This window comes from Clostridium sp. CX1 (genome assembly GCF_025398335.1).
Taxonomy (GTDB): Bacteria; Bacillota; Clostridia; order Clostridiales; family Clostridiaceae; genus Clostridium_AM; species Clostridium_AM tanneri.
This window is the reverse complement of record NZ_JAODOO010000011.1, coordinates 1-21087: the sequence shown is the minus strand read 5'-3', so window position 1 is coordinate 21087 and position 21087 is coordinate 1. Positions and strand designations below refer to the sequence as shown.

The window sequence follows — 21087 nt, the reverse complement described above, 5'->3', positions numbered from 1 at the left end:
GAGAATACAGATGATTAAAATAGTAGGCTTAGGACCAGGAGACAAAGACGCTCTTACTATAGGAACAGTAGAGGCACTTAGAAATTCATCAAGAGTATATCTAAGAACAGAAAAGCATCCCACTGTAGAATATTTAAAGAATAACAATATAGAGTTTCAAAGTTATGATTACCTATATGATAAATCGGAAAGCTTTGAAGAAGTATATAACTCTATTGCAGAAGACTTAATAAGTGCTCATGAAGAGTTCGGCAATATAGTATATGCTGTACCCGGTCATCCACTAGTTGCAGAAAAGTCTGTAAGTATACTAATAAAACTCTGTGAAAATAGTAGTGTAGCAACAGAATTGATGACTGCAGTAAGCTTTGTAGATGCACTTATGGAAAGTTTAAAGATAGATCCTGTAGAAGGACTTAAAATAATAGATGCCTTTGACATAAGGAGTCAAGTTTTAGATAAGAGAGTTGGAACAGTAATAACCCAGGTATACGATAAATTTATTGCTTCAGAGGTAAAACTTGCATTAATGGAATACTATAAAGATGATATGGAGATATATTTTGTTAGGGCTGCTGGTATAAAAGGCATGGAGAGCGTGAGAAAGATTCCTCTGTATGAGTTAGACAGGCAGGGTGACATAGATTACCTAACCTCTCTATATATACCTAAAGACCTAAGTTCAACAAATGATTTTAATGATCTATTGGTTATAATGGATACCTTGAGGTCAGAGGAAGGATGTCCTTGGGACAGGGAACAAACACATGATAGCCTAAAGAAGTATCTTGTAGAAGAAAGTTATGAAGTTTTAGAGGCTATAGATGAAAAAGATGATGATAAGCTAGTGGAGGAGTTAGGAGATGTATTGCTTCAAGTGGTATTTCATGCTCAAATAGGTAGGGAAGAAGGGTTCTTTAACATAAATGATGTAATTAAAGCTATATGTAGTAAAATGATAGGAAGGCACCCGCACGTTTTTGGAACATTGAGTGTTAACAATTCTGAAGAGGTATTAGAAAATTGGGATGAGATTAAAAAGAAAGAACAGGGACTTGAAAGTTACACAGATGAATTAAAACATGTTGCTAAGAGTCTTCCTGCTTTGATAAGAGCAGAGAAGATTCAAAAAAAGGCTGCAAAGGTTGGTTTTGACTGGGATAGAGTAGAGTGTGCACTAGAAAAAGTTTTAGAAGAATATTATGAAGTAAAGAATGTATATAAAGGGAAAAACAGGGCAAAAATAACAGAAGAAATAGGGGATTTGATATTTGCTTCCGTAAATGTTGCAAGATTCCTTGACATAGACCCTGAGTTTGCATTAAATTATACTATAGAGAAGTTTATAAATCGTTTTGCATACATAGAACAAATAGCAAAGTCCAGAGATGTTGATATGGCAGATATGACACTTCAACAAATGGATGAGCTTTGGGAAGAGGCTAAGTGTAAGAAAATTTAGATTTATATGCAAAAACTCTATAAAAAAGAAGGATTTTTAAAATCCGTGCAGAATAAGCTAGTATGCTGGTGTATAGGCATACTCAATATTAAGGAGGTAAAAAAGGTGAATAAGTCAGAATTAATTGCAAGCATAGCAGAAAAGTCAAAAATAACAAAAAAAGATGCAGAAGCAGCTTTAAAGGCATTTATAGAAAGTGTTGAAGAGACACTTGAGAATGGAGATAAGGTTCAGCTAGTTGGATTTGGTACTTTCGAAACAAGAAAAAGAGCTGCAAGAGTTGGCAGAAACCCAAGAACTAAAGAAGAAATAACTATACCAGAATCAACTGTTCCAGTATTTAAAGCTGGTAAGGAATTTAAAGATAAAGTAAATAAGTAATTTGCTAATTTTGAGAGTATTTTCAGAAAACCTGGGTGTAAATCTAGGTTTTTTGTTTTAGATAAGGAGAATTTGAGATGAGACTAGATAAATATTTAAAAGTATCCAGAATAATAAAAAGAAGAACAGTAGCAAAGGAAGCTTGTGAAGGTGGTAGGGTTAGTATAAATGGCAAAGTAGCAAAGCCAGGAACAGAGGTTAAGGAAGGAGATATTATTGAGATACAATATGCTAATAGGGTACTAAAGGCTAAGATTAAGAACATAGCACAGCATGTAACCAAGGAAAATGCCCAAGGAATGTATGATATTATCGCTGGTGAGGAAGAGGAGGAAGAGTAATAATCTAACATACCTTCGCATATATTAGTTACAAGTGGAGGGGATGTTATGGAGAAAAAAGAAACAAAGTTAGAAGAAAAAAAGAGTGTTCTGAATCTTGAAAATAGAAAAAGATTAATACTAAACGGAGTAGTAGAGGTAATAAGCTTTAATGAAGAGCAGATAGTACTAAATACTAACCTAGGGAGTCTTAATATCAAAGGAGCAGGACTTAAGATGAATAAATTAGACGTTCAAAATGGGGATGTTATAATAGTAGGCACTATAAATTCCTGTATTTATACTAATAGTGAAATTAAAAAAGAAAAACAAAGCTTAGTTTCAAAACTATTTAAATAGGTGCAACTATGATAATCTCAATAAGTGAACAATTTAGGTTAGTTATATTTAGCCTAATTGCAGGAATAATAACTGGTGTATTATTCGATTCTTATAGACTAATAAGAGGATTTAGTAGTGTAAACAAGATAATAACTTTTATTGAAGATACCTTGTTTTGGATATTTACAGCTGTTGTAGTATTTATATTCCTGCTATACACAAATTATGCATACATAGGTGTATATGTCTATATGTGCATAGCTATAGGTATATATCTTTATATTAAATTGTTAAGTCATATTTTCATAAAATCTCAATATAAGGTATTAGGAATACTAGGAAAGGTGCTTAGAATTAGCAGAAACTTAATACTATACCCTTTTCAAGTTATAGTTTATAGCATTAAAAGAAAAAATAAAGGAAATTATAAAAAATAGCTTGAAGAAAATTGAAAATCAAATTAAAATATAGATATGGCCTTTATAAAAATAATCTCCTTTGAGGGAATATGGTGATTACACATGAATAATAAAATCAAAGGAAAAAGTATAATCATTGTTTTAATAATCTGTTATGTATTTTATATATTTATAAGCCAACAGATAACTATGCATAAGATAAAAAGCCAAATATCAGATAAAAAGATAGAGGAACAAAAGGTAAAAGAAAAAAATCAGAAATTACAGGATGAAGTTAAAATGTCCAAATCAGACATGTATATAGAGAAGCTAGCAAGAGAAAGACTAGGTCTTATTAAACAAGGTGAGACTCCTGTAATAGATAGTAAAAATTAATACTTAGGTTTAAATTATAATTTAATATAAACATTATTTTATTTAAGGAGGAGTCTTTTTAATATGACCTTAAAGGCAGGAAGCATACTAGAGGGGATAGTAGTTAACATTACTAGTTTTGGAGCTTTTGTAGAAATTGATGGTAAAACAGGTTTAGTCCATATATCTGAGGTGTCAGATACTTATGTGAAAAATATAAGGGATCATCTAAAAGAAAAGGACAAAGTAAAGGTTAAAGTAATTTCAGTAGATGATAATGGAAAGATAAGCCTATCAATAAAACAGGCTATGCCAGAGAAAAAAACCTTTAAACCAGCTGAAATAGATTGGTCAAAGGAAAAAGGTAAGCAATCCCAAGGGAATTTCGAAGATAGACTATCTAGGTTCTTAAAAGATAGTGAGGAGAGATTTCAGGATTTGAAAAAGCACCAAGACACAAAAGGTAGAGGATATAGAAGAACTTCAAATTATTAGTTTATAAGAGGCTATGTATTAGCCTCTTTTATGTTATTCAATATAACAAAGCTAAATAATACTTACTAAATAGAACATATTTTAACCTTATAAATAATATAAAAAATAAAGTTAAAAAAGTTGTTGACAATAGTAGATATATATAATATAATTTATTATGTCGTCAGGGAATAACAAGTGATGACAATGCTGAAGTGGCGGAACTGGCAGACGCACAGGACTTAAAATCCTGCGGGCCTTAAAACCCGTACCGGTTCGATTCCGGTCTTCAGCACCAATATCGCGGGGTGGAGCAGTTGGCAGCTCGTCGGGCTCATAACCCGAAGGTCGTAGGTTCAAGTCCTACCCCCGCAACCAATTTAAAACGTGGCGGAATAGCTCAGCTGGCTAGAGCATTCGGTTCATACCCGAAGTGTCGTAGGTTCAAGTCCTATTTCCGCTACCAAAACCTGTGGTTTAACCGCAGGTTTTTTTATTTTGCTTATCTTATAATCTTCCCAGATAAATTTCGAATAAAAAACAATAAATCTTAAATTCTAATTTAAAATTAAAATTTATATATTATAATGTTGAAATATAAAAAAAACTATTTCATGCGACATGGAATATATTGGAAAATATTTTTTTTGCCCTTTAATTGTCTAAATATCATGATTATAAAAAAACATAGAAATATATGTCCTAAAAAAAATATATACACACATCACCTTATGACATTTATTTCCAATTACGATTGCTATAATAAAGAAAGTAATTCTATAAGGTGGGTGGTATGTAATGCAGTACGGAGTAGAGCTTTTTCCGTATCAAAGAATTGGAAAATTAAAAGGTGAGGGAAAAAAATATAGGCTTAAGGATTTACCAATAATAATGACGTTAAGTATTTATTTTTTATCAGCTTTCCTTATTGGCAGAGTACTTATGATAAATCTTATGGCTCCATTTGGATTAGCATTCCTAGTTGCAGTAATTGTTTCAGAGGAGCGAAGGATAGCATTAGTATCAGGTTGTGGTACGTTATTAGGATATGTTTCGTTATATAACAATGTTAAGAATTTGCCTATGTATTTTATAATAACTGCTTCTTTAATGCTCTTAACTCATATAATAAAGTGTATGGATAGAAAAAGGAAATTATTACTAATATTTGGTGTTGCTTTTATAGAAATTTTATTTTATAAGTTACTTATTGTTAAAATTGCATTTGTAATAGCTTTTTTAAACTCTTTTTTTGAAGTCATGTGCATATTTCCGCTATATTTTATTATTAATTATTCTATAATATGCTTCAAGGAGTTAAAAACTAGACATTTATATAGTAATGAAGAAATAATCAGTATGTGTATAACTATATCCTTAGCTATTGCAGGAACATGGGGGACAAGTATTCAAGGGGTATCTTTAAGGAATATAATAGCTTTAACATTTATTCTAGTAGTTGGGTACATAAAAGGAAGTTCTTCTGGTGCAGCTGCGGGAGTAGCTATGGGTACCATAATTGGTGTGACATCTAATGATATGATTACCTTTATTGGCGTTTACGGTTTGTGTGGATTAATATCTGGTATATTTAGGGAGACAGGAAAATTGATGAGCGCCTTAGCTTATTTAGTAGCCTTTGCAGTACTCAAGATGTATTCGGATATAGGTGTACAATTCAAGATCATAGAGGTTGTTCTGAGCAGTACAGTATTTATTGCTATTCCTGAAAAATTCTATAAAAAGTTGGAGTTAGAATTAGACTGGCAGAAAAAAGAGGAACATCTCAGAGAAAACTATGCTGAAAAGATTAAAGAAATATTAATGGACAAACTAAATAGTTTTGCAGATGTATTAGGTAACATGTCCCATACTCTTGAAAAACTAGCTGACAACGACAAACTTACTCTAAAGAATAAGAGTAGTGCGTTAATAGAAAATCTTGCGGACAGAGTTTGTGCAGATTGTAATATGAAATCCATGTGCTGGAGAAGAGAAACTTTTTATACTTACAACGCTTTCGGAGAATTGATACAAAACTATCAGGAAAGCAAGAAAGAAATACCTTTTGAAATAGAGCGAAAGTGTACAAGACGTTCTGCACTTATAAAGAATACAGAAGAAATCGTAAATAACTATATAATTAATGAGATGTGGAGAAGTAGGCTAAGTGAGTGTAGAGAACTGTTATCGCAGCAGATTAGTAACATGGGTAACTCTGTATCTGAGATAGTAGAAGAGTTTAATGTTGATATAAAATTTAATGTTGACATTGAAAATAGTATAAGGAGAATATTAAATAAAAATAATATCACATATAGGGATGTATTTTGCTTTAACAATAAAAATGATAGACTAGTGATAAATATATCTATGGAGGCTTGTGGCGGAAGTCAATTATGTATAAAGAAAGTTCTACCTTTAATTAACGAGGTCACAGGAAAATGTATGTGTATAAGTGATGAGGGATGCAATATAGATCCTCTAATGAAGTCCTGTAACGTGACCTTCGAAGAAACCCCAAAATATCATGTAGCAGCATATGTTAGCAGAAAGAGTAAAGAAGGGGAAAAATGTAATGGGGATAGTTATAGTTTTGGAAAACTTTCAGATGGAACTTATATGACAATAATTAGTGATGGAATGGGGTCAGGTCCCCAGGCAGGACAGGAAAGTAGCGCTGCAGTAGAATTAATAGAGAGGTTTGCTAAGGTAGGCTTTAATAAACTTACAGCTATAAATACCGTTAATTCTTTAATGAGCATAAAGTTCTCTGAGGATGAGAAATTTTCTACCCTAGATTTAAGTAGTATAGATTTATATGAGGGAGAGATAGACTTCATGAAGGTAGGTGCTGTGGCTAGTTTTATAAAAAGAGGAGATGAGGTTGAGGTAATAAAATCTAAGACATTACCTATAGGCGTTTTGGACAAACCAGATATTGACATAACTAAAAAGAAAATAAAAAATGGTGACTTTATAATAATGATAAGTGATGGAATACTTGATTATGAGAGTGAAGCGGCAGGTAAGGTAGACTGGATGGTTGATTTTTTAAAAAATGCAAAGTTTAATGATGCAAGGGAACTGTCTGAAGCAATAATAAGTAAGGCGAAGGAGTTGAGCGGCGGAAGAGCAAAAGACGATATGACTGTAGTTGTAGAAAAGGTCTATAGTCTATACTAAATAAGGGCTCAAGGACTAAATCTACATTATTATAATGTATATTTAGTTCTTGAGGATTTAACAGATTCAAAATTTATTAGAGGTTACTCTACATTATTAATTTATTATGGTATAATAAAGTACATATTGTTGTTAAAAAAAACTATTTTAGGAAGTGTTTGCTTTGATAGATAAGGTCTTGAAAACTATAAAAGATAATAATATGTTTCAAAGAGGAGATAAAGTAATAGTGGCTGTTTCTGGGGGACCAGATTCTATAGCGCTTTTAAATATTTTACATGAACTTAAAAAGGATTTACAAATAGAAATTTGCGCTGCTCACGTCAACCATTGTCTAAGAGGAGAGGAAGCAGATGCAGATGAAGAATATGTAAGAAGATTTTGTGAAAATTTAAATATAAATTTTAAGAGTAAAAGAGTTGATATAAATGAATTGGCAAAGGCTAGAAATATATCATCTGAAACTGCAGGTAGAGAAGTTAGATATGAGTTTTTTCGGAAGCTAAGGGAAGATATTAAAGCTCAAAAAGTAGCAATAGCACATAATGCCAATGATCAAGCAGAAACTGTTTTAATGAGGATTATGAGAGGGACAGGATTAGAAGGTTTAATAGGAATAAGACCTGTTAGAGATGAAATTTTTGTAAGGCCAATAATAAATAACACCAGAGAAGAGGTAGAAGAGTATTGTAGAAAAAATAAGCTTAACCCAAGAATCGATAAAACAAATTTTCAATCTATATATTCTAGAAACAAGATAAGACTAGAATTGATACCTTATATCCAGCAGAACTTTAATAAAGATATTATAAGTGTTTTAAATAGATTAGCTGATACTATAAAAACAGACAATGATTACTTAGAGATAATATCCAAAGAGAAATATAAAAAATATTGTGAAATTAGTGAAAAAAAAGTTATAATATCTAAAGAAGCCTTTCTAGAACATCAGTCTATAATTACTAGGATTATAAGATTAGCTCTATATAATATAACTGGTAGTCTGAATAACTTTGAAAAAATTCACATTTATGATGTTATGGATATTCAAAAGAACACTACTGGTAAAAGAATATGTCTTCCAAAGGATGTATACATATTAAATAATTACGGAGATATAATTGTTCATGATGGCAGTAGCTATAATAAAGAGGTGAACACTAAAGAGTACTTGTTAAGGGAAGGGGTTAACAAGTTAAAGGAGCTTAAACTAAGAGTTGCTATTAGAATAATTGATGCTGAGAGTAGGATGAACTTTAGAAGTACGGAACTTATAAAATATTTTGATTATGATAAGATTGGTGGAAATATGACACTAAGATTTAGAAGGGACGGAGATAGAATTATACCTTTAGGTATGGTTGGAAGTAAAAAATTAAAGGATTTATTTATAGATTTAAAAATTCCTAAAGAACAGAGGAATGAGATACCATTAATATGTTTTAATGATCAGATAGCATGGATTGTTGGATATAGAGTAAGTGAGTCTTTTAAGATTAGTAAGAATACAAGAAAAGTTTTAGAAGTAAAAATTGAAAGTGAGGAGTTTTAGAATGAGGAAGGATATAAAGCAGGTATTATTTGAAGAAGAGCAGTTGAGAAACAGAATAAGAGAATTAGGTAATGAGATAAGTAAGGATTATGAAGGAAAGGATTTATTGCTTATTGGGATTTTGAAAGGGTCTGTTCCTTTTATGGCTGACTTGATAAAAGAAGTAACTATTCCATGTAGTATAGATTTTATGGCAGTTTCCAGTTATGGAAACTCAACAAAAACTTCTGGTGTAGTAAGGATTTTAAAGGACTTAGACTTTGAAATAGAGAATAAACACATATTAATAGTAGAGGATATAATAGACTCGGGAATAACTCTCAGATATTTAACAGAGTATCTGAAAGGAAGAAAAGCTGCTAGTATTGAAATAGCTGCACTTTTAAGCAAACCTGAAAGAAGGACAGAGGAAGTAAATGCTAAATACATAGGGTTTAATGTTCCTGATTACTTTTTGGTGGGATATGGACTGGATTATAGTGAGAAATACAGAAACTTGCCTTACATTGGTATATTAAAAGAAGAAGTTTATAGATAATTAATATTAAATTTATTGTAAAGAAAATTTCGTTATGATACAATTTTACATTATAAAGCTAGAAAGAAAGGGGGGCCTGTAGTGAAGAAGTTTTCAAGCGCAACGGCCTGGGTTATAGTATTTGTGTTTGTAATTCTTGCAGCTATGATGCTTGTAAGAACTAATGAAGGTTCAACAGCTATTAGTTTTAATGAATTTCAAAAATATTGGTTAGATAACAATATAAAAAGTTTCCAAGTAAGAGAAGATAAGATGACTGTAATAGGTAATTTGAAAGATGGTACACAATATGAAACTGTAGTTCCCTCAGAAAGATTATTTCAGTTTATAGGAGATCATCCTAAGAATGGAGACATAAAGGAGATATATGTCAAACCTGCAACGGTTCCTATGTGGATACAATATCTACCTACCGTTTTATTAATACTTATGCTCGTCGCTTTTTGGTTCATGTTTATGCAACAGTCCCAAGGCGGTGGTGGTAACCGGAATGTAATGAATTTTGGGAAGAGTAGAGCTAAAATGGCAACACCGGATAAAAAGAAGGTAACTTTTGATGATGTTGCAGGAGCTGATGAGGAAAAAGAGGAACTAGCTGAAATAGTAGATTTCTTAAAACAACCTAAAAAATATATAGAGATGGGAGCTAGAATACCAAAAGGGGTTCTTTTAGTTGGACCTCCTGGAACAGGTAAAACTCTACTTGCAAAAGCTATAGCAGGAGAAGCAGGAGTACCTTTCTTTAGTATATCAGGTTCTGACTTTGTAGAAATGTTTGTTGGGGTTGGAGCTTCTAGGGTTAGGGATTTATTTGATCAGGCTAAAAAGAACTCTCCTTGTATTATATTTATAGATGAAATCGACGCAGTTGGAAGACAAAGGGGAGCTGGTCTTGGTGGTGGTCACGATGAAAGAGAACAAACTTTAAACCAGTTACTAGTTGAGATGGATGGATTTGGTGCAAATGAAGGAATAATAATGATAGCAGCAACAAATAGGCCAGATATACTAGATCCGGCGCTTTTAAGACCAGGAAGATTTGACAGACAAATATTGGTCGGTGCTCCAGATGTTAAGGGAAGAGAAGAGATTCTTAAAGTACACTCTAAAAATAAACCTTTAGCAGAGGAAGTTAAATTAGATATTTTAGCAAAAAGAACACCAGGCTTTACTGGTGCAGATCTAGAGAATTTAATGAACGAATCAGCACTTTTGGCTGTTAGAAAAGATAGAAACCTAATAGGTATGGATGAGTTAGAAGAGGCTGTAACTAGAGTAATAGCAGGACCAGAAAAGAAAAGTAGAGTTATTGCAGAAGAGGATAGAAGACTTACTGCTTATCATGAAGCTGGTCACGCTGTAGTAATGAAACTATTACCTACTGCAGATCCAGTTCATCAGATAAGTATAATACCAAGAGGTATGGCAGGTGGGTATACAATGCATCTTCCAGAAAAGGATACAGCTTACATGTCTAAAACGAAACTTGAGGATGAAATAGTTGGACTTCTTGGAGGAAGAGTTGCGGAGAAACTCATAATAGGAGATATTAGCACTGGTGCAAAAAATGATATTGATAGAGCAACTACAATAGCTAGAAAAATGGTTATGGATTATGGTATGAGTGACTTAGGTCCAATAGCCTTTGGATCAGGACATGATGAAGTTTTCCTAGGAAGAGATTTGGGAAAAGGTAGAAACTTTAGTGAAGAAGTAGCCTTTGAAATAGATAAAGGAATTAGAAAATTTATAGACGATGGATATAAGAAGGCAGAGACTTTGCTAACTGAAAATACGGCAAAGCTTCATGCGGTTGCTAAGGCTCTTCTTGAAAAAGAAAAGCTTGAAGCTGACGAATTTGAGGAAATATTTAATAACGCATAAAATAGAGGCAAATTTGCCTCTATTTTTTATTAACAAATTATATATTAAAGTTACTCTTCCGTGATATAATTGATGTGTATGTGTGAGATTATGGAAAATTTTAAAGGAAATGAGATGATCATGTGGAGTTTAATGTAAAAGAAGGAATGACCGCTACCATGGAGATATGCGTAACTGAAAATGATACTGCTAGCAAACTTGGGTCTGGCAATTTAGATGTTTTTTCTACGCCTTCAATGATAGCGCTTATGGAGAATACCTGTAAGAGTTCTGTAGATTTACATCTTCCTTTTGGATATACTACAGTCGGTATAGAGTTAAATGTAAGACATATAAAAGCATCACCTATAGGTGTGAAAATAAGATGTAAGGCTTCTCTAATAGAAGTGGATAGAAAGAAATTGTTATTTAATGTTAGAGCTTGGGACGAAAAAGGTATAATTGGAGAAGGAGTTCATGCAAGATACATAGTGAATAGTGAGGAGTTTATGAGAAAGGTTAAGCTATAAATTGGTAAAATTGATGTTGGCTTGACAAATATAATTTAGCTGATAAAATTAAATTATTAAATTGACAGTGTTTTGGGTATACTAAAGGGCAGCTCTAAAGCTGCTCTTTAATTATGTAAAGTATTTATTATAAATTTTGTATTATTAAGAAAGGTGGGATATACTGTGATTTTAGTCTTAGATGTAGGAAACACCAATATTGTATTAGGAGTTTATGAGAATAAGGAGCTTATTGCAAGTTGGAGGTTATCAACGGACTCTAAAAGAACTGCAGATGAGTACGGTGTTCAGGTAACACAATTATTTTTGCAAAGTAAACTAGATCCGACAGATGTAGAAGGAGTTATAGTATCTTCAGTAGTTCCTAACATCATGTATTCATTAGAGCATATGATAAAAAAGTATTTTGAAATAGATCCGTTAGTAGTTGGACCGGGAGTAAAAACTGGTATAAATATAAAATATGACAATCCAAAAGAAGTTGGTGCAGACAGGATAGTTAATGCGGTTGCTGCTTACGAAATGTATAAAAAGCCAATTATTATAATAGATTTTGGAACAGCTACAACTTTTTGTGCTATAACAGCTAAAGCAGATTATTTAGGCGGTACTATATGTCCTGGTATAAAAATATCTTCAGAAGCGTTATTTGAAAGAGCGGCTAAATTGCCTAGAGTTGAACTTACAAAGCCATCAGGTGTAATATGTAAAAATACAGTTTCAAGCATGCAGGCTGGTATAATTTATGGATATATTGGACAGGTTGATTACATAGTAGATAAGATGAAAAAGGAAATGATGCAGTTAGGTGAGGAAGAGCCGGTAATTATAGCAACGGGAGGATTGGCTAAACTTATAAGTGAAGAATCTAAATTTATAGATAATATAGATCCAATACTAACCTTAAAAGGATTAAGAATAATTTATGAAAAAAATAAAGAGCAGGTGTTGTAATGAAGATAAGGGAGTTAGAATTCAAGAACAATGTGTTCTTAGCTCCTATGGCAGGAGTTACTGATATAGCTTTTAGAGGTATATGTAAAGAGATGGGGTGTGGACTTGTTTATACTGAAATGATAAGTTCAAAAGCCTTATTTTACGGAAGTGAGAATACAAAGAGTATGCTGAATATCTCTGCTAAAGAAAGTCCGGTGGCAGTACAAATATTCGGTTCAGATCCTGCTATTATGGCTAAGTCCTGTGACTTTTTCAATGATAACAAGGATATATGTATTGTTGATATTAATATGGGATGTCCAGCCCCTAAGATTGTCAAGAATGCAGAGGGGTCTGCTTTGATGAAGAACCCTAAGCTAGCTGCTGAAATAGTCAAAGAAGTAAAAAGAGCCTCATTGAAACCTGTAACTGTTAAATTTAGAAAAGGATTTGACGCTAATAACATCAATGCAGTTGAATTTGCTAAGATTTTAGAACAGGCAGGTGCAGACTGCATAACAGTCCATGGGAGAACTCGTGAACAGATGTATGAAGGAAAGGCAGATTGGGATATAATAAGGCAGGTCAAGGAAGTGGTTAAGATTCCTGTTATAGGAAATGGAGATGTAGTTACTGCAGAAGATGCCATCCGTCTCTTCAAAGAAACAGGTTGCGATGGAGTAATGGTAGGAAGAGGTTCCATGGGAAACCCCTGGATATTTAGTCAAATACAACAGGGCATTAATGGAGAAGAAATAGTTTATCCTTCTGCAGAAGAAAAGATAGATATGTGCATAACCCATTATAAAAGAGCTCTTTATTATTTAGAAGAGATTACAGCTGTAAGGGAAATGCGAAAACATATAGGATGGTACTTAAAAGGAATTGAAAACAATAAAGAAATAAAAGATAAGGTTAACTATGAGAAGGAAAGTGCTAGTGTTTTAAATATCCTAGAAGAATATAAAAAGCTTATAGTAAATAAGCACCAGTAAAAACTGAATGTAATTTTTAATTACCAGGTAGAATACAATAGTAACGTAAGTAATAATAGAGGATTCATTAATGAAACCAATAGTATATGTTAATGCTGACGTCACAAGGTGCTATGAGGATAGTAGTCTTTTAGGTAGAATAAAAGATAGATTTAAAATTTATTATCACAAAAAGAGTTTTATTAAGGAGCTAAATTTAAGTATAGTTAGTGTTAAATTTCCTCCTAATTTTAGTGAAAAGGCATACTACGGTAATTTAAGTATTGTAAAAAAGCCTTTTAAAAGCAAAGATTTTCAATTAGCGCCTAAAACATATAGAAAATTAGATTATGGTTTGTTTAATACATTCCAAAAGGAACTTATGGCCTATGGAATAGTTAGAAGTATAAAACTTATATTAAGAACTAGGCATAAGACTATAAGAGATAGTTGTATAGTTATATATGATGCAGCAGATGATATGAATTTTAACGTAATTTGTAGTCTAGCTAAAGAGGCTAAATATATAATATTGCTATCTAAAAATATATTAAAAACTAATGTAATAGGAGAGTACATTATTGCTAACTATGGAATAACACCAGTTATAACTAGTGATATGGAGTACTCATTTAATAATGCGGATTTTATTATAAATTCAGAGGAAATAGAAGTGAATGGAACAGCAGCTGTATGGTATATAAATAATAGAATTAATCCGATAAATAATAGCAGAACTATTATAAATGATGTAACTTATAGTGTGCCATGGGCATTGGATGAATATACTATGTCTACAGAACTTTTAGGATCAATATTATGTCAGATGGAAGAAAAAGACATAGAAAAGTCTCTACAATATAACGGAATATTTTTAGATAAGATAAAGTTTAACAAAGACACTTGGGAGTTAGGGTAGTCAGCTGCCAGTTTATAGACAGGGTAAAATGAGTTTGAAAATGTTGACATTAATAATATGCTGTTTTATAATTACTTAAATGATTATTAAACTAAACTATTCCATCATAAAAGGGTTGAAAAATATTGACATAGGAAGTTTTTTGATAAATTATTAAAAGGGGAGAATAAAATGAGTGAATCAAGAAAGTATGTAATGACTTATGAGGGAGTAAAGAAATTAGAGGAAGAGTTAGAATATTTAAAAACAGTCAAAAGAAAGGAGATAACTGAGAAGATCAAGGTTGCACTTTCTTTTGGAGATTTAAGTGAGAATTCAGAGTATGACGAAGCTAAAAATGAACAAGCATTTGTAGAGGGAAGAATTGCTCAATTAGAAAATATGCTAAAAAATGCTACTATAGTAGATCAGAGTGAAATACCAACAGATATTGTAAGTATAGGTTCTATTGTAAAGTTAAAAGATTATGAATTTGACGAAGAGGTAGAATATATAATAGTAGGTTCTGCAGAAGCTGATCCTATTAACAACAAAATATCTAATGAGTCACCGGTTGGTAGAGGACTAATAGGTAAGAAAGTTGGAGATATTGTGGAAATACAAGTGCCAAATGGAGTAAGTAAGTACGAAATACTTGGCATAAGAAGATAATTGGAGGTTAGTTAAATGTCAAATGATGAAAAGAACATAAACCAATTAGAAGAAGAGTTTAATGAACTGATAAGAGAAAGAAGACAGAAGTTCTTCAATCTTCAAAAGGATGGCAAAGATCCTTTTGATGTTTATAAGGTAGAAAGAACACATACATCTAAAGAGATAAAGGATAATTATGAAGAACTTGAAGGAAAAACAGCTACTGTAGCTGGAAGACTTATGTCAAAGAGAGTTCATGGAAAAGCTGGTTTCTCTGATGTGCATGACAGATATGGAAAAATTCAATTATACATAAAAATAGATAATGTAGGAGAAGAGAAACTTAAGGAATATAAAACCTACGATATAGGAGATTTGTTATCAGTAACAGGTACTGTGTTCAAAACAAAAACAGGAGAAGTATCTCTTCAAATTACTGATTTTCAGCTTATAGGAAAATCTCTAAAACCACTTCCAGAAAAGTGGCATGGACTAAAGGACCCAGATTTAAGATACAGACAAAGATATGTTGATTTAATAATAAATCAAGATGTTAGAGATACTTTTATGAAAAGAACAGCTATAATAAAAGCTGTGAGAGAGTTTTTGGATAACAGAGACTATCTAGAAGTTGAAACACCAGTGCTTTCACCAATAGCAGGTGGAGCAGCAGCTAGACCTTTTGATACTCATCATAATGCTTTAGATATAGATATGTACTTGAGAATAGCTACAGAGCTTTACTTAAAGAGACTTATAGTTGGTGGATTTGAAAAGGTATATGAAATTGGAAAGAACTTTAGAAATGAAGGAATAAGTGTAAGACATAACCCTGAGTTTACTATGATAGAATTATATGAAGCTTTTGCAGATTATAATGATATGATGGAGATTACAGAGAATATGATAGCTTACGTATGTGAAAAGGTTCTTGGTACCACTAAGGTTATGTATCAAGGAACGGAGATAGACTTCGCACCACCTTGGAGAAGAGTTACAATGGTTGATGCTGTAAAAGAATATGCTGGTGTAGATTTTAATGAAATAAAGACTGATGAAGAAGCAAGAGAAATAGCAAAAGAAAAGCATCTTAAGTTTAAAAAAGAATTAAAGGATTGTACAAAAGGTGAAATTTTAAATATGCTATTTGAAGAGTTTGGCGAAAGTCAATTAATTCAGCCTACTTTTATAATTGATTATCCTGTAGAAATATCACCTCTTACTAAGAAGAAGAGAGGAAACCCTGATTTCACTGAGAGATTTGAAGGATTCGTATTTGGAAGAGAATTATGTAATGCTTACTCAGAATTAAATGATCCTATAGTTCAAAAAGATAGATTTATCCAACAGCTTAAAGAGAGAGAGCTTGGAGATGATGAAGCCTACATGATGGATGATGACTTCATTAATTCATTAGAAATAGGTATGCCGCCTACAGGTGGACTTGGTATAGGTATAGATAGACTAATAATGTTCCTAACTGACGCTGCGTCTATCAGGGATGTTATATTATTCCCAACGATGAAACCAACACATCAATAATATAAGAGAAACTTATGGTATACACAAAGACCAACAACTTAAGGCTGTTGGTCTTTTTATTAAGAAATATTTATTAATTATATATGCTGTAAGTAAAAAAATATAAAGATATTAAAAAAAACTATTGATTTTTTTAATATCTTTGATATAATAATACATGTAAGTTAAGTTATTCCGTGGTAGCTCAATGGCAGAGCATTCGGCTGTTAACCGAAGGGTTGGAGGTTCGAGCCCTCTCCACGGAGCCATTTTTATTTTTTGTAATAAATGATGAATGTATATAATTTTAAATATTGTTGATAATAAGAATATATAAAGCTTAAAATCAATAGTTAATGTTGACAAATTGTGGAGATATGGTAAAATAAGTATAAGCAGAAGATAATTAAATATTCACTATGATAAAGAAGAGTAATAATTAATATCCTTTAAGAGAGATTGTGGTTGGTGAGAACAATCAGGGGTTGTTATGAAGGGAACTTTTGAGTGATAACTGTTAAAAGCAGGGCTTATGCCAAGAAGGGTGGAACCGCGGAATTAAAATTTCGTCCCTTAGCAGAAGGTCTTTTTTTTATACCTAAAAAGGATTATTTATAATTATCCATATCAATGATTGTTAAGTTTAGTGTTTGAAAATTAAATAGTTCACTATGATAAAGAAGAGTAGTAATTAATATCCTCTAAGAGAGATTGTGGTTGGTGAAAACAATTAGGAGTTATTTATGAAGGGAACTTTTGAGTGATAATTGTGTAAAGTAGGGCTCGTGCCAAGAAGGGTGGAACCGCGGAATTAAAATTTCGTCCCTTTATGGCAAGGGCTTTTTATATTTTTACAAAATATGTTAACAATAATTATATAATAGGAAATAGGAGGTAGTTTTATGTCAGTAGAAAAAACAATGGATAAAGTAGTGGCGTTAGCTAAAAACCGAGGATTCGTATATCCGGGATCAGAGATATACGGAGGACTTGCAAATACTTGGGATTATGGTCCTTTAGGTGTAGAGTTAAAAAATAATGTAAAGAGAGCTTGGTGGCAAAAGTTTGTTCATGAGAGCAAGTATAATGTCGGTATAGATGCAGCTATTCTTATGAACAAGGATGTTTGGGTTGCTTCAGGTCACGTAGGTAATTTTTCAGATCCTCTTATGGATTGTAAAGAGTGTAAAGCTAGATTTAGAGCAGATAAGCTAGTAGAAGAGCATATGACAGCTCAAGGTATAGAGAAAGCTAGTGCTGATGGTTGGAGCAATGAAAAATTAAAGAGTTATATAGACGATAATGGAATAGATTGTCCTACTTGTGGAAAACATAACTTTACAGATATAAGAAAGTTCAATTTAATGTTTAAAACATTCCAAGGTGTTACTGAGGATACTCAAGCAGAAATATTTTTAAGACCTGAAACAGCTCAGGGTATATTTGTAAACTTTAAAAATGTTCAAAGAACTTCAAGAAAAAAAGTTCCTTTTGGTATAGCTCAAATAGGAAAGTCTTTTAGAAATGAAATAACTCCTGGTAACTTTACTTTTAGAACTAGAGAGTTTGAACAGATGGAGCTTGAGTTTTTCTGTCAGCCAGGTACAGATTTAGAGTGGCACAGTTACTGGAAGGAATACTGTTGGAATTTCTTATTAAATCTTGGAATTAAAGAAGAGAATATAAGATTTAGAGATCATGATAAAGAAGAATTATCACACTACAGCAATGCGACTGCGGATATTGAATACTTATATCCTTTTGGATGGGGTGAATTATGGGGTGTAGCTGATAGAACTGATTATGACTTAAAGCAGCATCAACAACATTCTGGAAAGGATTTATCTTACCTTGACCCTGTTACAAATGAAAGATATATGCCTTATTGCATAGAACCTTCCGTAGGTGCAGATAGATTAACTTTATCATTTTTAGTAGACGCTTATGATGAGGAAGAATTAGAAGGCGGAGATGTTAGAACAGTAATGCGTTTCCATCCAGCTATTGCTCCATTTAAGGTGGCTATACTTCCGCTTACTAAGAAACTTTCTGATAAAGCTTTAGATATTTACGATAATTTAAGAAAAGAGTTTAACGTAGATTATGATGAAGCTGGAAGTATAGGAAAGAGATACAGAAGAGAAGATGAAATAGGAACTCCTTACTGTATAACTGTAGACTTTGATACTTTAGAGGATAACACTGTTACTGTTAGAGATAGAGATACTATGGAACAGTTTAGAATAAGTATAGATGAGATTAAAAGCTTCATAAAAGAGAAGATGGAATTCTAATATTACAAAGATTATATTCTAGTAACCAGTTTAGGTTTTTAGAATAAGTGAATTTTTATGTAGTATATAGCAAAAGCACTATGAATGAGATGGAGATTCATAGTGCTTATTTGTACTTGATAAGATAAAATACTAAATGATTAACTGAATTTTACAATCAAAAAGTTTTTTGGGTTTATAACCTTAGTAAGTATGATTTATGTATTAATATAATATTATTTAATGAAAACACAAAAAAATTAAAAAAATAACCGGATATTAATATCCGGTAAATAGGGTTTAATCATGGGGATATGTTATATGTTTAATTAAAACTTGGGGAATTATATTAATGTTTCCTTACGGCACACACATAGTATAGCATATGAAGACAATAAAGTTCAATAGATAGCAATAAAGTTTATAAATTAAATATTTTCTATCAATTTCGACTTAGTTCAACAAAAATCTATTATAATTATATTTTAGTAAGTATAATTAAATAAACTGTCAAATAAATAATCAAAAATAACTAGAGAAAGTAAGTTATTTTTTTTATAAAGTGGTATAATTTAATATACAGATTAATTATATAGACAGGTTTTAGTTTTGGAGGGTTTTTAATGAAAAGAAACTTTGAGAATTTTAAAATTTTTATAAAAGACAAAAAGACAGCAGTAGTTGGAATAGGCATAAGTAATACGCCATTAATAAACTTTTTAGTAGATTTAGGAGCAAAGGTTACTGCTTTTGATAAGAAAACTGAAGAACAAATAGGAGAAGTCGCTAAGGAATTTAAGAATAGAGGAGTAGAATTAATATTAGGATATAACTATCTAGATGAGTTAAAAGGCTTCGATGTAATATTTAAAACTCCATCTATGAGAATAGATAGTCCTGCTATGCTCAAAGCCAAAGAGGAAGGAAGTTATATTACTTCTGAAATAGAGGAGTTTGTAAGATATTGCCCAGCAAAATTATATGGAGTAACAGGTAGCGATGGAAAAACAACTACTACAACTTTAATTTATAACATGCTTAAACAGGAAGGATATAATACATGGGTTGGAGGTAATATAGGAACACCCTTATTTACTAAAATAGAAGATATAAAAGACAGTGATAGAGTAGTCTTAGAGTTGTCTAGTTTTCAGCTTATGACAATGAATGTATCTCCGGAAGTGGCTGTTATAACAAATTTAAGTCCTAACCACTTAGATATTCATAAAGATATGGAGGAATATGTTGATGCTAAAAAAAATATATTTAAGCATCAAAGCGAAAATGATTTACTAGTATTAAACATGGACAATGAGATAACAAACTCTATGGTAAGAGAATCTATAGCAAAGATTAGTAGGTTTAGTGTGAAAAACAAGGTAGAGCAAGGTGCATATTTTCAAGACAGTAAGTTATATGTAAAAGGAAAAGAAGTATGCGCTTTAAATGAAGTTAAGATAAAGGGAATGCATAATGTTGAAAATTTACTGGCTGCATTTTGTGCATTAAGTGATGATGTAAGTATACGTAGTATGAGAGAAGTATCTACTACTTTTACTGGAGTAGAGCATAGATGCGAATTTGTAAGAGAATTAGATGGAGTTAAATACTATAATGACTCTATAGCTTCTAGTCCTACTAGAACAGTAGCTGGACTTAAGGCCTTTGATAAACCTGTGATTTTAATAGCCGGAGGATACGATAAAAATATACCTTTTCAATCCCTAGCGGAAGAAGGGCATTCAAAAATAAAGACTTTAATTTTAATTGGTGATACAAAATATAAAATAAAAGAAAGTTTTGAAGAGTTCAAGGTGAGAACTGGGAAAGATTTAAATATAATTATCGAGGAAAACTTAGAGTCTGCTGTACTGAAAGCAAAAGACATATCAGAAGGTGGAGACATAGTAACGCTTTCACCTGCATGTGCAAGTTTTGATATGTTCCCTAACTTTGAGGCTAGAGGTAATAGATTTAAAGAAATTGTGAAAAATTTATAGGATATATATCAGATTGAATAAAATCCACTAAGAAGGTTTGTTTATATGCCTTTTTAGTGGATTTTATATATTAACGTATCCTAGTGTATCAATGCATATATTAGTTAGAAATAGATAGATTTAAGTAGTAATTTAAAGATATTTGCTAAAAATAAAAGATATAATCCGAATCGATGCTCATTAATGTGATAAGATAATACATGTCCTTCGGTGAAAGGACAACTTAATTATAGAAACTATTTACTACTATCTACAATAAAGTAGATTCTAAGAACTAGTTTATAAATAACTAATTTTAAAACATTAAAATTAGGGGTTGACAATAACATTGGAATTTGATAAAATTCATAATTGTCAGTAGGAAATGATCCTTGAAAATTAAACAGAGTAAGGTAAGTAAAACTTATCTA

19 protein-coding genes, 4 tRNA genes and 2 other annotated features are annotated in these 21087 nt (G+C 31.8%); all 23 genes read left to right on the top strand.

The genetic code is table 11. The features are described 5' to 3' along the window. The first annotated feature begins 10 nt into the window (after positions 1-10). The 23 genes from mazG (at position 11) to murD (ending at position 20677) form a co-directional block, all read left to right on the top strand. Entirely contained in the window at positions 11-1462 is a 1452-nt protein-coding gene (mazG, locus tag N4T77_RS12850; RefSeq protein WP_261672206.1) for a nucleoside triphosphate pyrophosphohydrolase, read from the top strand. A gap of 87 nt (positions 1463-1549) precedes the next feature. After that, the gene (locus N4T77_RS12845; protein WP_261672342.1) at positions 1550-1843 is read left to right on the top strand and encodes an HU family DNA-binding protein; all 294 of its coding nucleotides are present in this window, start codon (positions 1550-1552) and stop codon (positions 1841-1843) included. Positions 1844-1920: 77 nt separating this feature from the next. Then, the gene (locus tag N4T77_RS12840; RefSeq protein WP_261672205.1) at positions 1921-2184 is read left to right on the top strand and encodes an RNA-binding S4 domain-containing protein; all 264 of its coding nucleotides are present in this window, start codon (positions 1921-1923) and stop codon (positions 2182-2184) included. A 48-nt stretch (positions 2185-2232) separates the two neighbouring features. Next, complete coding sequence (gene yabP, locus N4T77_RS12835; protein ID WP_261672204.1) at positions 2233-2523, top strand: sporulation protein YabP; 291 nt, start codon at positions 2233-2235, stop codon at positions 2521-2523. 8 nt (positions 2524-2531) lie between these two features. Next, the gene (gene yabQ / locus N4T77_RS12830) at positions 2532-2942 is read left to right on the top strand and encodes a spore cortex biosynthesis protein YabQ (protein ID WP_261672203.1); all 411 of its coding nucleotides are present in this window, start codon (positions 2532-2534) and stop codon (positions 2940-2942) included. Between the two features lie 84 nt (positions 2943-3026). Next, on the top strand, positions 3027-3299 hold the full coding sequence (locus tag N4T77_RS12825; RefSeq protein ID WP_261672202.1) for a septum formation initiator family protein: 273 nt from the start codon (positions 3027-3029) through the stop codon (positions 3297-3299). Positions 3300-3362: 63 nt separating this feature from the next. Beyond that, the gene (locus N4T77_RS12820; protein ID WP_261672201.1) at positions 3363-3773 is read left to right on the top strand and encodes a S1 domain-containing RNA-binding protein; all 411 of its coding nucleotides are present in this window, start codon (positions 3363-3365) and stop codon (positions 3771-3773) included. Positions 3774-3961: 188 nt separating this feature from the next. Further along, a tRNA-Leu gene (locus N4T77_RS12815) sits at positions 3962-4050 on the top strand. A 4-nt stretch (positions 4051-4054) separates the two neighbouring features. Then, a tRNA-Met gene (locus tag N4T77_RS12810) sits at positions 4055-4130 on the top strand. Between the two features lie 11 nt (positions 4131-4141). After that, positions 4142-4218 (top strand) — tRNA-Met (locus N4T77_RS12805). A gap of 332 nt (positions 4219-4550) precedes the next feature. Beyond that, the gene (spoIIE, locus tag N4T77_RS12800; protein ID WP_261672200.1) at positions 4551-6938 is read left to right on the top strand and encodes a stage II sporulation protein E; all 2388 of its coding nucleotides are present in this window, start codon (positions 4551-4553) and stop codon (positions 6936-6938) included. A gap of 163 nt (positions 6939-7101) precedes the next feature. After that, the gene (tilS, locus tag N4T77_RS12795; RefSeq protein ID WP_261672199.1) at positions 7102-8490 is read left to right on the top strand and encodes a tRNA lysidine(34) synthetase TilS; all 1389 of its coding nucleotides are present in this window, start codon (positions 7102-7104) and stop codon (positions 8488-8490) included. Position 8491: 1 nt separating this feature from the next. Then, entirely contained in the window at positions 8492-9028 is a 537-nt protein-coding gene (hpt, locus tag N4T77_RS12790; protein WP_261672198.1) for a hypoxanthine phosphoribosyltransferase, read from the top strand. 81 nt (positions 9029-9109) lie between these two features. Beyond that, positions 9110-10912: an ATP-dependent zinc metalloprotease FtsH gene (ftsH, locus tag N4T77_RS12785; protein ID WP_261672197.1), complete on the top strand. Its 1803-nt coding sequence runs from the start codon at positions 9110-9112 to the stop codon at positions 10910-10912. A 122-nt stretch (positions 10913-11034) separates the two neighbouring features. Continuing rightward, positions 11035-11421, top strand: a complete 387-nt coding sequence (locus N4T77_RS12780) for a thioesterase family protein (protein ID WP_261672196.1) — start codon at positions 11035-11037, stop codon at positions 11419-11421. Positions 11422-11586: 165 nt separating this feature from the next. Beyond that, positions 11587-12375 (top strand): type III pantothenate kinase, encoded by a 789-nt coding sequence (locus N4T77_RS12775; protein WP_261672195.1) that lies wholly within the window; start codon positions 11587-11589, stop codon positions 12373-12375. After that, positions 12375-13352, top strand: a complete 978-nt coding sequence (gene dusB, locus N4T77_RS12770) for a tRNA dihydrouridine synthase DusB (protein ID WP_261672194.1) — start codon at positions 12375-12377, stop codon at positions 13350-13352. The genes N4T77_RS12775 and dusB overlap by 1 nt, the downstream gene beginning before the upstream one ends. Positions 13353-13422: 70 nt before the next feature. Then, positions 13423-14250, top strand: a complete 828-nt coding sequence (locus N4T77_RS12765) for a hypothetical protein (RefSeq protein ID WP_261672193.1) — start codon at positions 13423-13425, stop codon at positions 14248-14250. A gap of 171 nt (positions 14251-14421) precedes the next feature. After that, a complete protein-coding gene (greA, locus tag N4T77_RS12760) occupies positions 14422-14901 on the top strand; it encodes a transcription elongation factor GreA (RefSeq protein ID WP_261672192.1) in 480 nt (159 codons plus the stop codon). 15 nt (positions 14902-14916) lie between these two features. Continuing rightward, positions 14917-16425 (top strand): lysine--tRNA ligase, encoded by a 1509-nt coding sequence (lysS, locus tag N4T77_RS12755; protein ID WP_261672191.1) that lies wholly within the window; start codon positions 14917-14919, stop codon positions 16423-16425. A gap of 173 nt (positions 16426-16598) precedes the next feature. Beyond that, positions 16599-16673 (top strand) — tRNA-Asn (locus N4T77_RS12750). Between the two features lie 141 nt (positions 16674-16814). Beyond that, positions 16815-16981, top strand: a binding site (T-box leader). Positions 16982-17066: 85 nt separating this feature from the next. After that, positions 17067-17234: a binding site (T-box leader), on the top strand. A gap of 72 nt (positions 17235-17306) precedes the next feature. Beyond that, complete coding sequence (locus N4T77_RS12745) at positions 17307-18698, top strand: glycine--tRNA ligase (protein ID WP_261672190.1); 1392 nt, start codon at positions 17307-17309, stop codon at positions 18696-18698. 602 nt (positions 18699-19300) lie between these two features. After that, complete coding sequence (murD, locus tag N4T77_RS12740; RefSeq protein WP_261672189.1) at positions 19301-20677, top strand: UDP-N-acetylmuramoyl-L-alanine--D-glutamate ligase; 1377 nt, start codon at positions 19301-19303, stop codon at positions 20675-20677. The last annotated feature ends 410 nt before the right edge of the window (positions 20678-21087 follow it).

What these genes read in the sequence shown, in the direction of transcription:
- mazG (WP_261672206.1), top strand. Translation starts at nt 11, where the DNA reads ATGATTAAAATAGTAGGCTTAGGACCAGGAGACAAAGACGCTCTTACT.
- N4T77_RS12840 (WP_261672205.1), top strand. Translation starts at nt 1,921, where the DNA reads ATGAGACTAGATAAATATTTAAAAGTATCCAGAATAATAAAAAGAAGA.
- yabP (WP_261672204.1), top strand. Translation starts at nt 2,233, where the DNA reads ATGGAGAAAAAAGAAACAAAGTTAGAAGAAAAAAAGAGTGTTCTGAAT.
- yabQ (WP_261672203.1), top strand. Translation starts at nt 2,532, where the DNA reads ATGATAATCTCAATAAGTGAACAATTTAGGTTAGTTATATTTAGCCTA.
- N4T77_RS12825 (WP_261672202.1), top strand. Translation starts at nt 3,027, where the DNA reads ATGAATAATAAAATCAAAGGAAAAAGTATAATCATTGTTTTAATAATC.
- N4T77_RS12820 (WP_261672201.1), top strand. Translation starts at nt 3,363, where the DNA reads ATGACCTTAAAGGCAGGAAGCATACTAGAGGGGATAGTAGTTAACATT.
- spoIIE (WP_261672200.1), top strand. Translation starts at nt 4,551, where the DNA reads ATGCAGTACGGAGTAGAGCTTTTTCCGTATCAAAGAATTGGAAAATTA.
- hpt (WP_261672198.1), top strand. Translation starts at nt 8,492, where the DNA reads ATGAGGAAGGATATAAAGCAGGTATTATTTGAAGAAGAGCAGTTGAGA.
- dusB (WP_261672194.1), top strand. Translation starts at nt 12,375, where the DNA reads ATGAAGATAAGGGAGTTAGAATTCAAGAACAATGTGTTCTTAGCTCCT.
- N4T77_RS12765 (WP_261672193.1), top strand. Translation starts at nt 13,423, where the DNA reads ATGAAACCAATAGTATATGTTAATGCTGACGTCACAAGGTGCTATGAG.
- greA (WP_261672192.1), top strand. Translation starts at nt 14,422, where the DNA reads ATGAGTGAATCAAGAAAGTATGTAATGACTTATGAGGGAGTAAAGAAA.
- lysS (WP_261672191.1), top strand. Translation starts at nt 14,917, where the DNA reads ATGTCAAATGATGAAAAGAACATAAACCAATTAGAAGAAGAGTTTAAT.
- N4T77_RS12745 (WP_261672190.1), top strand. Translation starts at nt 17,307, where the DNA reads ATGTCAGTAGAAAAAACAATGGATAAAGTAGTGGCGTTAGCTAAAAAC.
- murD (WP_261672189.1), top strand. Translation starts at nt 19,301, where the DNA reads ATGAAAAGAAACTTTGAGAATTTTAAAATTTTTATAAAAGACAAAAAG.